We start from the raw sequence: 13,728 nt of genomic DNA on the forward strand, positions 1-13,728 counted from the left end.
AAACAATTATGAAATCAAGTGCTTATAGGATTTGTGTCAAAAAGATACGATTGGGTCATATTGACACACCAAAATTACGCCGATGGTAATTTTATCTCATAGGATTTCAATTTCCTGTGAAGGGTTTTCCGCCCGATTCCAAGAATCCCGGCAGCCCGGGTCTGATTATTTTTCACGCTCTCCATCACCCGTAAAATATGAAACTGCTCCAATTTTGCCAGGGGCCAGGTGATGGCATCGTCATTGGTTGGATCATCATTGGCCTGGGCAGGGGGGTCGTCACCCGCAGAGACTCTGAAGGATGCGCTTTTCAACCGCTCGGTTTTTTCCATGAGAACAGCTGCGGCAATCATATTTTTCAATTCCCTGACATTTCCTGGAAATGTGTAATTCAATAAATAAGATTCTGCCCTTCTTTCTATTCCGGATATTTGCTTGCCTGTTTCAGCTGCAAACTGGGCCATGAAAAGTTTGGACAGCGGAAGGATATCTGCTTTGCGCTCCCGCAACGGGGGGATGTCGATATGAAACATATTCAGCCGGTGAAACAGATCTGCCCGGAATCGTTTTTTCGCAATTTCATCCATCACATCCTTATTTGTTGCGGCAAGCACCCTTACATCCACATCCACGGTTCTGGTACTGCCCACCCTGTAGAATTCTTTTTCCTGGATCACCCGCAGCAGACCGCTTTGGAGAGTGACATCCAAATCTGTAATCTCGTCTAAAAACAGGGTGCCGGCTCCGGCCGCTTCAAAAAAGCCCTTTTTATCCATGGCAGCACCGGTGTATGCCCCTTTTTTATGGCCAAACAACTCATCCTTGAACAGGGTTTCGCTGACAGCTCCCATATTCACAGCAACAAAAGGACCGTCGGACCGGTTACTCAAATCATGAATTTTCCGGGCCACCATTTCTTTTCCGGTTCCTGATTCCCCGGTGATCACCACTGAATAATCAGTGGGCGCCACCATTTCAACCTGGCGCAGCACCCTGGCCATGGCATGATCCGTGGCCACCATGTCTTTGAAAAGTTCCGGATGGGTCAGTGCTGACAGGGATCTTTTTCGCTCATACAAAGAAAGTCCCTGTCGAAGACAATACCGTTCCTGGGCCCACTGAATCAAAATGATCAGTTTTTCATACTGCACAGGCTTGGTTAAATAGTCGTAGGCCCCGACTTTCATGGCGGATACGGCAGAACTGATATCATCACTGGCAGTCACCATCACACATTCAATGTCATAATAGCTGGCCTTGATCTGTTTTAACAATTCCATGCCTGAAATATGGGGCATATAATCGGGAATGTTCAGAATTCTGTGTCACGGTTTCGGTTCCCGGATCTGCCTCAGCGCCAGCGGAAGTAAAAGTCAGGTCCGAGAATGGGCCTTCAATCAGCCACGTCGGAGGAGTTGACTTTTGCTGGAGCGGAGTTCCTGGAACCATCTTTTCCATCTGTAAATAAATCCCTATCAAATTCCCAGCTCTTTATCCAGCCGGCCTTCAAAGAAAATTGCCAACTGGGAAATTGTCAGTGACCAATTTTGAATCGGCATTGTCCATTTTTTACTGGCGTTCTGGATCCCCATGTAAAGCAGCTTTAACAGGCTGTCCTGGTTCGGGAATGATCCCTTTGTTTTGGTCAGTTTTCGAAACTGTCGATGCACAGCCTCAATGGTATTTGTGGTGTATATTATCCGTCGAATCTCTTCTGGATATTTAAAGAAATGACTGAGGCGTTCCCAGTTGTTCCGCCAGGATTTTATCACAATCGGGTATTTGTCATTCCATTTATTTTCCAAGATATCCAGTTCTTCTTCGGCCAGATCCTTATTGACCGCTTTATAAACACGTTTTAGATCTGCCATAAATTCCTTTTTATTTTTGGAACCAACGTATTTCAATGAATTTCGGATCTGGTGGACTACGCAGAGTTGAACTTCTGTGTCCGGGAATATGGTCTCAATGGCCTCGGGTAAACCTTTTAGACCATCAACACAGGCAATCAGGATATCTTTTACCCCTCGGTTTGAAAGGTCTGTTAACACCTGCAGCCAGAAGTTCGCACCCTCATTCTCGGATATGTACAGCCCAAGAACCTCTTTGCGGCCCTCGATATTCACCCCAAGAATTGTGTAAACGGCTTTGCTGCCGACCTTTCCGTTTTCTCGTACTTTATAATGTATGGCATCAAGCCATACGATTGGGTACACATTTTCCAACGGCCTGGCCTGCCATTCTTTGACGGTATGGATGATTTTATCGGTAATGGTGCTCAGAGTGGCATTTGAAATCTCAAGTCCATAGATTTCCTGTAAATGGGAAGCCATATCATTATAACTCATGCCCAGGCCGTAAAGGGCTATTATCTTTCTTTCAATTTCATCGCTGAGCGTTGTCTGATGTTTTTTGACGATCTGTGGAGAGAAGGTTCCGGCCCTGTCACGCGGGGTTTCCAGCTCAAATTTACCATCCAGGGATTTAATGGTCTTTTTGCTTTTTCCATTACGGCGGTTGGCAGAAACTTCCTGCCCGAGATGGGACTCCAACTCTCCTTCAAGAACAGCTTCAGCAAGATTTTTGATTAATGATGTAAGGACGCCGCCCTTACCTGTGAAGGGTTTACCTTCCTGGATGCCTTTAAGGGCTTTTTGAAAATCAAATTCGGTGTTTTCTTCGGTCATGTCAGTTCTCCTTATTTAGCTGAGTATATCAGCTTTCATTCAACTGACACAGAATTTTGAACGCCCTCGCATAATCAGATCAAGCAAAACAAGCTGAAACCAGAGCGGGTTCGGGCATACCGGCACTGACGAACACTTCTTTTAGGGTCAGCAAAAAGCCTTTGTCATCATCAACAATCAAAATGGGGGTGTTTTGATCCGGCATATACTCCACTAGCCTTCTCCTTGTATACGGTTAAGCTTTTCGATCAGATCTTCAAAATCATGAATCATTTTTTGGGTAAAGGCCTTAACCTTTATCATGTCCTTTGCCCGGCAGCAGGCCTCAAGATCTTTTGCCTGGTCTGCATGGGCCTGGGAAAATATTCTTGCAGCAGCCCCTTTGAGGGTGTGGGCATACCGGGCAGCATCTGTCAGATTCTTATTACTGACCGCCTTTGAAAGCGCTTTTAATTGCTCGGGTGTTTCCTGAATAAAAATCTGTATAATGGTCCATAGCAAAGACTCATTCCCCCCTACGGAAGCCAGGGCTTTTTGGGCATCCAGCAGATCGTCCAAAGGGTGGACTGAGCTGGGCAACGAGTTTAAAGCATCATTGCCCCGGGCAGCCGGTTCTGCTGTCTCCGCCTCGGACGAAGGCGGCCTGAATTTTTCAATGATCGAGAACAAATGATCTATATCCACTGGTTTGGCAATAAACTCATCCATCCCTGCAGCCCGGCTTTGCTGCTCGAACGCATCAAGAACGTGGGCGGACATGGCGATTACCGGCTTGTTTCGGTTGATTTCACCGGCAGCACCGTTCCGGATGGACTTACAGGCTGAGATACCGTCCATGCGAGGCATTTCAATATCCATAAATACCATATCCACCCTGTTCTGCTTTAATTGGGATATGGCTTTTTCACCATCACCGGCATGAATGACCCTGTGACCGGTTCCATCCATAAATGTCTCAAATACCGCAGCATTCATGGGGTCATCATCTGCAAGAAGAAAGGTTAACCCATGGGTTTTCCCCTGTGCACCGGCCTCTGGCACAGATTTTTTCATGCGCAGGCTTCCGGCTGTTCGGATGAGCCTTGTGGCATCTTTGCGGTCTGCTATCTTGAGCGGCATTTTCAGGTAAAACCTGGACCCCTTTCCAGGGGTGCTTCTAACGGTCAAACGCCCGCCCATCAGCCGTGCTGCCTCCCTGCAGATGGACAACCCAAGTCCGGTCCCCCCATAATTTCGGGTAACAGATGTTTCCGCCTGGGTAAAGCGTTCAAAAATAGTTTCTATCTGATCTTTTTGTATGCCAATGCCGGTATCTTCTATTTTAAAAATCATGCAGGCAATATTTGGATCATCCTGGTGCCGGTGTTTGAAAAATCCTTTTTTGACCGTGAGCGTTACCCCGCCTGTATGGGTGAATTTAACAGCATTGGAAATCAGATTGCCAAGCACCTGCTGCAGCCTGACAGGATCTGTTTTAACGGCCAGAGGAAGATTCTCATCTGTGATCAGATGGAACCACAGCCCTTTTTCCTTTGCCAGAAATTTCCAGGTATGTTTTAAACTGTTTAAAAGTTCATCCAGATAAAAGACCTGGTTTTGGATTCGCATTTTCCCGGCCTCAATGGTTGAAAAATCCAGAATATCGGTGATCACATCCAGCAGGTGCAGTGCTGAATCCTTGACAGCGGTCAGATTTTTTTTCTGCTGCACCGAAACCTTAGATCTCAACGTCATTTCAGTCATACCAAGGATGGCGTTCAGGGGGGTCCTGATTTCATGGCTTAGGCTTGCCATAAACTTTGTCTTGCTCATATTGGCAGCTTCAGCTGCCTCTTTTCGCTTCCGGATCTGCCAGTTCCAAAATAAAAACACCCCGGCGATAATCAAGGCAGCGATACCTATTTTTAAAAGGCTTCCCCGCATATACGCCTCGTCAACCTTGTGTTCAAACCGGACGGAAAACCATTTTTGACGGATTCGGTCATGCTCCTGATCCGATATGCTGGCAATGGCTTTGTCCAAAATGCCGGCCAGCCCCTGCCGGGTTGTTTTGACTTCCAGAATCCGGATTTCAGGGTGTTCTTTGCCCAGCAGATCTTTAACCGCATATCTTTGGATGACCGCCAGGGTTTTACCGTGAAAATCGCGAATACCGCCGATCAAAGGGGCTTGCTGCTTATTGATAATCACCCAGGGAAACTCAAGATAGGCCTGGGTCCGGAGCATGCCGACCTTTTCGGATTCAAAAGAAATCGCTGACGGAACAACATCAACCCTGGAAAAAACGGTCTTTGTACGGTCCATGCCCCCTGGGATCTGTTCGGCTACGACCATATTCAGGGCCAGTCTCTCATTTAACAAATTCACATAGTCTGACACCATTCCCTTGTATGCAAAATTATCACCGATAAATTCAAAGGGGGGCCATTGGGGGTCCACCCCCAGCCGGATGGACCGACTTAAATCCTGATGTGCAGAGAGCCACTGCTGTTCATCTCTTGTCAGCAGAATCTGATCATTTACCGGATTAAAGACCCGGGCCTTTTTATCCCGTATCCATCGGGATTCGATCTGAATTCGTTCGGCCTGTCCAATGGCATTAAATCCCTGATCAATGCGTTGGATCAAATCCGGATTCAAATTGCGGACAATGCCGCCCATCTGTTGTCTGAACAAGGGATTATCACTTTGAACAAAGGCTTCGGGATATCCCAGGCGGTCGGGCAGAACTGCCATTTCCTGGGGTAAGGCCAGAAAGCCGTCAATTTTGCCTTCAGCCGCGGCCAGAATCATTTGACGGGTGGTTTCAAACCCTGCCACCCGTATATTACGCCTGCTCGAGGCCAGCCATTCATATGCCCTTGAGCCTGTGACCGCCCCCAGTGTCCTTTGGGTTTGCCCTTTGGCCAATGGGCGGTTGGACCTGTTTTTATGGTGGTATAAATACCAGCTTAACCGGTAGAATGCAGAACTGGCCTGTGTCCAGCCTTTGGTGGTCTGTCTTGGGGGAAGAAACGAAACAATATCAACAATCCCGTCTTTCAGGGCATTCACGGCATTGTTTCGATCATAAAACCGAAAAATAAGCGAATTACCAGTTGTCACGGACCATCTTTCCCAGAGATCAATTAAAAGACCCGACGGCCTGTTCTCGGCATTCAACATGGAAAACGGCGGAAAACTCTGGGCAACAGCCACCACAAGCACGTCAGTTTCCCGATTTTCAGATGGACCCATCCATTTTCGTTCAATGGCGGCCCGCTCGTCGGCGGAAATCAATTCCAGCCCTTTGTTTATCTGCGCAACCAGGGCGTCGTTACCCTCTTTTACAGCGGAATAAAACGGCTTGCGGTATAAAGGACTGGCCAGGTGATATCGAAAGGAGGATAATAGGTTCAATTTTTCTAAAAAATAAAGGGCAGTGGGGGTGTCACAGATAAATACCCGGACCTCTCCTTTTGCCACGCCGTCGAACAATGCCTTGTGGCTGCCGTATTTCTTGATGGCGGCATCGGGCAGTTCTCTGGTCACAAATTCAACCGCATAATCCTGATCCAGTATCCCGATATTAAATCCTTTTAAATCTTCGAGATTTTTCAGGCCGAAAATAGATTCATGGAAAAAAAATGGGTCTGGCAATCGCTGAGCACACCGCCATAATCCAGAAATGAATCCCGCGGAATGGAAAAAAACATCCCCCATGGATATCTGCTTGCCCGGTCTTTACCATCTTAAGACTTTCTGCCCAGGGCGCCGGAATAAATGTCACATCCACCCCGGTCTTTTTTGACCATAATTTCCAAAGGTCTATAAAATATCCCACGGCATTCCCTTGTTCATCTGCAAAATGAAAGGGCATATTGTCTATGCTTGAAGCAATTTTCACACTTCCGTCATGGGGGGCAAACAATAGAGGATCGACATCACCGGTCCAGCTTTGAACAATCGCCTGGGTTTCTTCAGGACTGATCAGGGCCAGTCCCTTATTAATCTTTTCGATCAGGGCGGTGTTCCCCTGTTTAACACCGGCAGACTGGGGTTTGGTATATACAGGATACTCAAGCCGGAATAATTGATCTGCGCCATTGTGCTTGGCAATATAAGTGGATGCCACAGGCCCTTCCATTAAAAAGGCCTGAACCTCGTTGTTGATGGCTGCCCGGACTAAACTTTCATGATCCTGGAATATGACCGGTTTCAGGTCAGGCAGGCGCTGTTCCAAATAAGCCTTGGAAAAGTCCTTTGCCACAACCCCGGTGGATAGGAAGAGAATGTCTTTAAGTCTCTTTACTTTTTGTATTGGATCCCCTGACAGATTGTTTTTCCGGAAATACAAAAAAGTGCTCAGGTTCATCAGGGGGGTTGAAAACAGGTATCGGGTTTCTCTTTCTTTTGAATGATACATCAGGGCAGAGATATCAATCTGCCCGGACTCTGTTTTGTCCATGTTCTCCTCCCATGGGAGAAGAACAAATTCCACGGGAATGCCTGTTTTCTGTGACCACTGCTTCCAGATATCCACCAGAATCCCCCTGGGCTGTTCATTTTTGCCTTCAAAATAAAAGGGCATATACCTGCAATAGGCAATGGTCAAAGGCGGTGTTGCAATTTCATTGGCCACAGCTTGGGATGAATTGCTTGTGATCAGAAAAATAAAGAAGGCCAAAAGAATACATAGCAATTGCCTGTATTTTTTTGGCCTGTTGTTTGAAACAATTTGTGCCATAACCTGTCCAGTATTTACCCAGGTGCTGGGGGGTCTTGCCCGTTTTGACCTCTAACAGAGGTGTTTATTGTATCAAGTCTTTTGCTTTCAAACAATGGGGTTGTTCCGGCATCATTTATAATGCTTTGGCATCAAACAATTCCTTTGCCTGGTATGAGCTTCTGACAAAGGGGCCAGAAGCAACCCTGTTGAATCCAATGGAGTTGGCCATTGCTTTGAGCCGGTCAAATTCTTCAGGAGAATAATAGGCCTCAACCGGCAGATGCTCTTTTGTGGGCTGCAAATATTGCCCGATGGTGAGAATATCGCAATTATGATTAAAAAGATCGGTCATGGTCTGTTCCAGCTCGTCCACGGTTTCTCCCAATCCCACCATGAGGCCTGATTTTGTGGGCATATCGGGATCTAACGCCTTGACCTGCCGGATAAGATCAAGGGATCTTTGATACTGGGCTTCGGGTCTGACACGGCTATACAAAGAGGCAACGGTTTCAATATTATGGTTTATCACATCAGGCTGAGCCCTTACAACCGTTTCCAGGGCAGACTCATCTCCCTGAAAATCCGGTATCAACACCTCCACCTGAATCGTGTTGTCAGCGCCCGTTTGCTGTGTTTTTTCATGCCCTGCATCTTTTACGGCCCGGATCACCCGTTCAAAATGGGAGGCACCTCCGTCGGCCAGGTCGTCCCGGGTGACCGAGGTGACCACCACATATCTTAAATTCAGGTCAAGCACGGTTTGAGCCAGTCTCTGGGGTTCTTCAGGGTCAACGGGCTGAGGCGGAAGAGCCGTTATATTGCAGAACCTGCAATGCCTGGTACACTGGGACCCCAGGATCATGAAGGTTGCCGTATCTTTGGAAAAGCATTCAAACATATTGGGGCAATTGGCCTCCTGACAGACCGTATGGAGTTTTGCTTTTGATAAAAGCCGTGTGACGCGCTGATATTGGCCGCCTCTGGGCAGATGTTTTTTCAACCAGGCGGGTTTCCCTTTGGAAGCGGTCGAACAACACTTTGGAACCATTGAATTTTGTTCGGCGGATGCCGGCCCCAATAATTTACTGCTCTTTGTATTAATCATTGTTCTCCTCCATGGAGGTATAATTGAATATATCACAAAAACAATTAAAAAATGTATCCCGGATTTGATCCATGGAAGGATCTGGGCAGGATTGAGCCTTTTTTTTCAATTCGTTTTGAATGGACGTCATGGCTGTATTTTCAAGGCCACAAGGGTTGATCCAGGTAAAGGGCGCAAGATCCGGAACAATATTCATTGCCAGGCCATGGATGGAAATCCCCTTTTTAATGGAAAGCCCCACAGAGCCGATTTTCTCCTGCCCCACCCAGAGACCGTGGTTTTTGGAATCCCGGTCAGCTATGATATGATATTTTGCAGCGGTTTGTTTCATTATTTCTTCAAGCCCGAATACAAAATCGGCCACGCCGATTCGGGCACGCTCCAGGTTGACGATGGGATAGAGCACAGCCTGACCGGGGCCGTGGTAGGTAATATTGCCGCCCCGGTCCGTCTGGACAATGCTGATCCCTTTTTTCTTGAGAACATCTTTGGACACAACAAGGTTTTCTTCCCCCCCGCGTTTACCCAGGGTATACACAGGCGGGTGCTGGACAAAAAAGACCCGGTCCGGACGGGCCGGGTCTTTTAAAAGTTTCTCCCGGGTCGAAACCTGGAGATTAAGGGCATCTGTGTAATCAAGGGTGTGAAGGTCTTCAAATACACAGAACCGCTTTATCTTCCGGGCAGGGCAATTCAAACTTGGATTATCAATCCGGGAAATCATTATACTATCCTCTCAGGCGGGGTTTTCTGGCCGCAGTGACTTCATCCAAACGGGTCACTTTGGGCAGAACCGGTGCCTTGTGAAGAATATCAGGGGTTTGTTTTGCTTCAGCTGCAATTGATTTGACCGCATCAATGAATTGATCAATCTCTTCCTTTGACTCTGTTTCTGTGGGTTCTACCATGAATGCCGCATCAACAACCAGGGGAAAATACACTGTGGGCGGATGAAATCCGTAATCCAAAAGTCGTTTGGCCATATCCATTGTTGTGATATGGTCCTGTTTTTGGAATGCATCGTTGAATACGCATTCATGCATGCAGGGCCGGTCATATGGAAGGTGGAGGGTGCCTTTCAGGCTTTCCTTGACATAGTTTGCATTCAGCACGGCCAGTTGAGACGCTTTTTTCAAGCCTTCCGGACCCATGGACAGAATATAGGCATATGCCTTTATCATCACACCGAAATGTCCGTAAAAGGTATGCAGCAGCCCAATGGTATCAGGGCAGTCCGTGACAAGCTTGTAAGTGTCCAGGTCCTTTTCGACTCTGGGCACCGGCAGAAAAGGAATCAGTTTTTCTGCAACCGCAACAGGGCCGGATCCGGGTCCGCCGCCGCCGTGGGGGGTGGACATGGTTTTGTGCAGGTTGTAGTGGAGTACGTCAATACCCAGATCCCCTGGTTTGATAACCCCCATAACCGCATTCATGTTGGCCCCGTCTCCGTAAACCAGTCCTCCTTTTGCATGGACGATTTCACAGATTTCCTTGATGTTTTCTTCAAACAATCCCAAGGTGTTGGGGTTGGTGATCATAATACCGGCAACATCCTCATCCATTATATCAGCCACGGATTGGGGGTCAATAATACCTTTTTCATTGGATTTAATATTAATGGAATCATACCCGCACAAAGAGGCACTTGCCGGGTTGGTCCCATGGGCCGTGTCCGGAATAATGATTTTTGATCTTTGCTTGCCGTTTTTTGCATGATAGGCATGAATAACGAGCATACCGCACAATTCGCCATGGGCACCGGCAGCGGGCTGAAGGGTGACTCCGGGCAGTCCTGCGATTTCCCCCAGGCATTGTTCAAGTTCATGCATCAATTTCAAGGCACCCTGGGAAAATTCTTCTCCGGCCAGGGGATGGGCGCCTGCAAATCCCTGGCGAGCCGCCTGAACTTCGTTGGTTTTCGGATTATATTTCATGGTACAGGATCCCAAGGGGTACATCCCTGAATCCACACCGAAATTCCACTGGGAAAGACGGGTAAAATGGCGAACAACATCCAGCTCCGAAAGCTGGGGCAGATCAGGGGCATCACCAGTGAGTTCTTCTCCCAAAGGACTTGTCTCTACATCCTGTTTGGGAAGGGAGATGGCACACCGGCCATCCCGGCTCTTTTCCCACAGCTGGGGCTCATTAAAAATCAAACCGCTGGTTCCTGGCTGTTTCATTATGCCACCTCCTTTACCAGATTATCAATATCCTGCTTGGATGCTTTTTCTGTGGCACAAAAAAGATAATGCCCTTTGAGTTCAGGATAGAAGGGTTCAAGGTCAAGCCCGGCAAAGGTGCAATTTTTTTGAACCAGTTCCGTTCTTTTTGCATCAAATCCTTCCGGGGTTTTTAGAACAAATTCATTGAAAAACGGTCCGTCAAAAACAGATTCAAAACCAACCTTGGTCAGGCTGTTCTTTAAATAAACCGCTTTGTCGTGGTTTTGCTGGGCGATCTTGCGGATACCTATTTTACCCACAGTGGCCAGGTACATACAGGCCGTCATGGCGTTAAGCCCGTTATTGGAGCAGATATTGGAAGATGCTTTTTCCCGTCGGATATGCTGTTCACGGGTGGCAAGGGTTAAAACAAACCCATCCTTGCCATTGGCGTCAAGGGTTTTTCCCACAAGCCTGCCCGGCAAGCTTCTCATCATTTTTTTATTCCCGGCCAAAAGGCCTAATCCAGGGCCGCCAAATGTTTTGGCAATACCAAGGCTTTGCCCTTCCCCGGCCACAAGGTCCGCACCAAATGCACCGGGATTTTTAAGAAGACCATAGGCCAGGGCTTCGGTAAAAGAGGTCATAAACAATATTTTTTTCTGGTCCGCAATTTTTCTAACCCCTGCCAGGTCTTCGATATTTCCAAAAAAGTTGGGCGACTGGACCGCAACCCCGGCAATGCCGTCCATGGCTTCCAGGGCGGCAAGATCTGTCAGGCCTTCGCTGGTATGGGGAATGACCACCATTTCATATCCTGTGGGATTGATATAGGTCTCAATGATCTGCCGGTGGCTGGGATGGACCAGGGAAGACACCGCAATTTTATTTGCTTTTCTGTCTTTTTTCAAAGCAATCAGGGCACATTCGGCCAGGGCAGTACCGCAGTCATAGTGGGAAGCCGTGGAAATATCCATGCCCAAAAGTTCGGTGATCATGGTCTGGAATTCGTAAATTCCCTGGAGGGTTCCCTGGCTGACTTCCGGCTGGTAGGGGGTATAAGCTGTTGCAAATTCTGACCGGGAGACCAGGTAAGGGATGATAGAAGGAATAAAATGGTCATAGCTGCCGGCACCAATAAAACATTTATAATCTTTGCAGGCAATATTGTCAGATGCCAGGGCTTCCATATATGTGTTTAATTCCCACTCACTCATGGCCTCGGGAATATCCAGAGGTCCTTTGACCTTCAGTGAATCCGGAATGGTTTCAAATAAATCTTCCAAACTCTCCCGGCCTGTCTTGGCCAGCATGGCTTGGATATCTTCCTGGGTATGTGGCAGATAACGCATGGCTATTATCCTTTCAGCATGTCAAGGTAAGCTGCTTTGTCCATTAAACCGTCCATCTCAGACAGATCCTTTGCTTTGACCTTAACGATCCAGCCCTTTTCATAACAATCATTATTGACAAACTCAGGCGCATCTTCCAGTTCTTCATTGATTTCAACAACTTCGCCGGAAATGGGAATATACATTTCAGAAACTGCCTTTACAGACTCAACACTGCCGAATTCATCCCCCTGTGAAAAGGTATCCCCTGATTCGGGTAATTCAACAAAGACGATTTCTCCCAACTGATCCTGGGCATAATCATTGATACCGATGGTGACAACATCTCCTTCAACTTTGGCCCACTCATGGTCCTCGGTGTATTTTAGGTCTTCGGGTAAATTGAGTTCATTCAGTTCTTTCATAACAGCCTCCTTAAAAATTGATGTGATGTTAAAATACTAAATAAAATTATCCAGTTTTTTTCTTGCGGTCCTGTCCGGTCTGATGTCGGTCACAATGGTCACCAGAATAGACCTTTTACCCTGTTTAAGTGTCAGCTTGCTTCCCGGGCTAAGTCTTTTGGAGACCATGACAAACCCGCAGCTGATCCCTTTTATTTTTATATTTTCAGGAAGGTTGGGAGAAGCAACACTGACAATGACACCTTCGTTCCAGCCGATGCCCATGTCAGTGGCACAGGTGAGAACCTGTCCAATACTCTCCGTTTGTCCAGCCTCTAATACAAGAGTATCTTCTCCGGCAGCCACTTTTTTCAAACTCTCTCCCACAAAAGGAAAAACAAAGCGATCACTGGGGGCTGAAGACAGGGCATCAGCCCCGAGAAACTCTTTGGTAAAGGACTTTTTATCCTCAGAGTAAGGCAGGGCAAAATCCCAGGGATGATTCATAAATTTCCAATGCCCGATATCCTGGTGGGAGAGGGGAAGACAGGCTCCTGCCCGAAGAGAATCCCTGGCGCCCAGGCCGCAGGCTGAGATACCCAATTTTTCCCCGGCCTTTAAAATGCCGGTCCAAAGATCAACAATGGCATTGGGATCCAAAAAAATTTCAAACCCGAATTCTCCGGTATATCCTGATCGTGACAGCAATACCGGTGTGCCGTCTAAAAGTTTGACCTGATCCGCTCCGGACCCTGTTTTGTTAAAATGACCTTTAAATGAAAAATAGGGCATTTTAGTGAATACGGATTCAGGAGACTGGATCAGACCGGATAAAATCCTGGCGGAATTGAATCCCTGGATATCCATTTTGGCCACTTTGCCTGACAGATCGGTTATGACAACTGCCGCATCCTTTTTATTGGCTTCCAGGTGGTCGGCAATCTGTCCGCCCATACCGGCGTTAACACAGATCATGAACTGATAATCGCAAAATTTGTAGACAATGGCATCATCAATGCAATGTCCTTGTTCATCTAAGAACGCACCATAGACGCATCTTCCGCTAACCAGGTTGGTAATGTCTCTTGTAAAACAATCGTTGATCAGGGTAAATGCATCCATCTGGTCTTTGCCCGCCTCAACACTGATGCAGGCCATGTGGCTGGTGTCAAAGATGCCGGCAGAATTTAATACAGCCAGATGTTCATTTTTCACTCCGGTTTCGTACCAGAGGGGCATATCGTATCCCCCAAAATCGGCCATATTGGCGCCCTGGTCTCGATGCCATTTGTTTAAAGGTGTGGTTTTTAATTGGGCATTCATAATTG

The 13,728-nt window shown here is 47.3% G+C and carries 10 protein-coding genes; all 10 read right to left on the bottom strand.

Features of this window, described 5'->3' with window-relative positions; all coding sequences use genetic code 11:
* Positions 1–74 precede the first annotated feature (74 nt).
* The 10 genes from HUN05_18645 to HUN05_18690 all read right to left on the bottom strand — a co-directional run bounded on the left by HUN05_18645 (position 75) and on the right by HUN05_18690 (position 13,723).
* Entirely contained in the window at positions 75–1,298 is a 1,224-nt protein-coding gene (locus HUN05_18645) for a sigma-54-dependent Fis family transcriptional regulator (protein WDP86894.1), read from the bottom strand.
* 177 nt (positions 1,299–1,475) lie between these two features.
* A complete protein-coding gene (locus HUN05_18650) occupies positions 1,476–2,687 on the bottom strand; it encodes an IS256 family transposase (GenBank protein ID WDP86895.1) in 1,212 nt (403 codons plus the stop codon).
* A gap of 213 nt (positions 2,688–2,900) precedes the next feature.
* Positions 2,901–6,326, bottom strand: coding sequence for a transporter substrate-binding domain-containing protein (locus HUN05_18655; GenBank protein WDP86896.1), 3,426 nt, complete (start codon positions 6,324–6,326; stop codon positions 2,901–2,903).
* Entirely contained in the window at positions 6,301–7,413 is a 1,113-nt protein-coding gene (locus HUN05_18660; protein ID WDP86897.1) for a transporter substrate-binding domain-containing protein, read from the bottom strand. The genes HUN05_18655 and HUN05_18660 overlap by 26 nt, the downstream gene beginning before the upstream one ends.
* A gap of 115 nt (positions 7,414–7,528) precedes the next feature.
* Positions 7,529–8,443: a lipoyl synthase gene (gene lipA, locus HUN05_18665; protein WDP88137.1), complete on the bottom strand. Its 915-nt coding sequence runs from the start codon at positions 8,441–8,443 to the stop codon at positions 7,529–7,531.
* 49 nt (positions 8,444–8,492) lie between these two features.
* Complete coding sequence (gene lipB, locus HUN05_18670; protein WDP86898.1) at positions 8,493–9,224, bottom strand: lipoyl(octanoyl) transferase LipB; 732 nt, start codon at positions 9,222–9,224, stop codon at positions 8,493–8,495.
* Between the two features lie 4 nt (positions 9,225–9,228).
* The gene (gcvPB, locus tag HUN05_18675; protein ID WDP88138.1) at positions 9,229–10,656 is read right to left on the bottom strand and encodes an aminomethyl-transferring glycine dehydrogenase subunit GcvPB; all 1,428 of its coding nucleotides are present in this window, start codon (positions 10,654–10,656) and stop codon (positions 9,229–9,231) included.
* A gap of 26 nt (positions 10,657–10,682) precedes the next feature.
* On the bottom strand, positions 10,683–12,023 hold the full coding sequence (gene gcvPA, locus HUN05_18680; protein ID WDP88139.1) for an aminomethyl-transferring glycine dehydrogenase subunit GcvPA: 1,341 nt from the start codon (positions 12,021–12,023) through the stop codon (positions 10,683–10,685).
* On the bottom strand, positions 12,023–12,421 hold the full coding sequence (gene gcvH, locus HUN05_18685; GenBank protein WDP86899.1) for a glycine cleavage system protein GcvH: 399 nt from the start codon (positions 12,419–12,421) through the stop codon (positions 12,023–12,025). The genes gcvPA and gcvH overlap by 1 nt, the downstream gene beginning before the upstream one ends.
* Positions 12,422–12,457: 36 nt before the next feature.
* Entirely contained in the window at positions 12,458–13,723 is a 1,266-nt protein-coding gene (locus HUN05_18690) for an aminomethyl transferase family protein (GenBank protein ID WDP86900.1), read from the bottom strand.
* Between the last annotated feature and the right edge of the window lie 5 nt (positions 13,724–13,728).

This window comes from Desulfobacter sp. (assembly GCA_028768545.1).
Lineage (GTDB): Bacteria > Desulfobacterota > Desulfobacteria > Desulfobacterales > Desulfobacteraceae > Desulfobacter.

Excerpts from the sequence above, each read along its gene's own strand:
- HUN05_18645 (WDP86894.1), bottom strand. The coding sequence starts at position 1,298 with ATGCCCCATATTTCAGGCATGGAATTGTTAAAACAGATCAAGGCCAGC.
- HUN05_18650 (WDP86895.1), bottom strand. The coding sequence starts at position 2,687 with ATGACCGAAGAAAACACCGAATTTGATTTTCAAAAAGCCCTTAAAGGC.
- HUN05_18660 (WDP86897.1), bottom strand. The coding sequence starts at position 7,413 with ATGGCACAAATTGTTTCAAACAACAGGCCAAAAAAATACAGGCAATTG.
- lipA (WDP88137.1), bottom strand. The coding sequence starts at position 8,443 with ATGGTTCCAAAGTGTTGTTCGACCGCTTCCAAAGGGAAACCCGCCTGG.
- lipB (WDP86898.1), bottom strand. The coding sequence starts at position 9,224 with ATGATTTCCCGGATTGATAATCCAAGTTTGAATTGCCCTGCCCGGAAG.
- gcvH (WDP86899.1), bottom strand. The coding sequence starts at position 12,421 with ATGAAAGAACTGAATGAACTCAATTTACCCGAAGACCTAAAATACACC.
- HUN05_18690 (WDP86900.1), bottom strand. The coding sequence starts at position 13,723 with ATGAATGCCCAATTAAAAACCACACCTTTAAACAAATGGCATCGAGAC.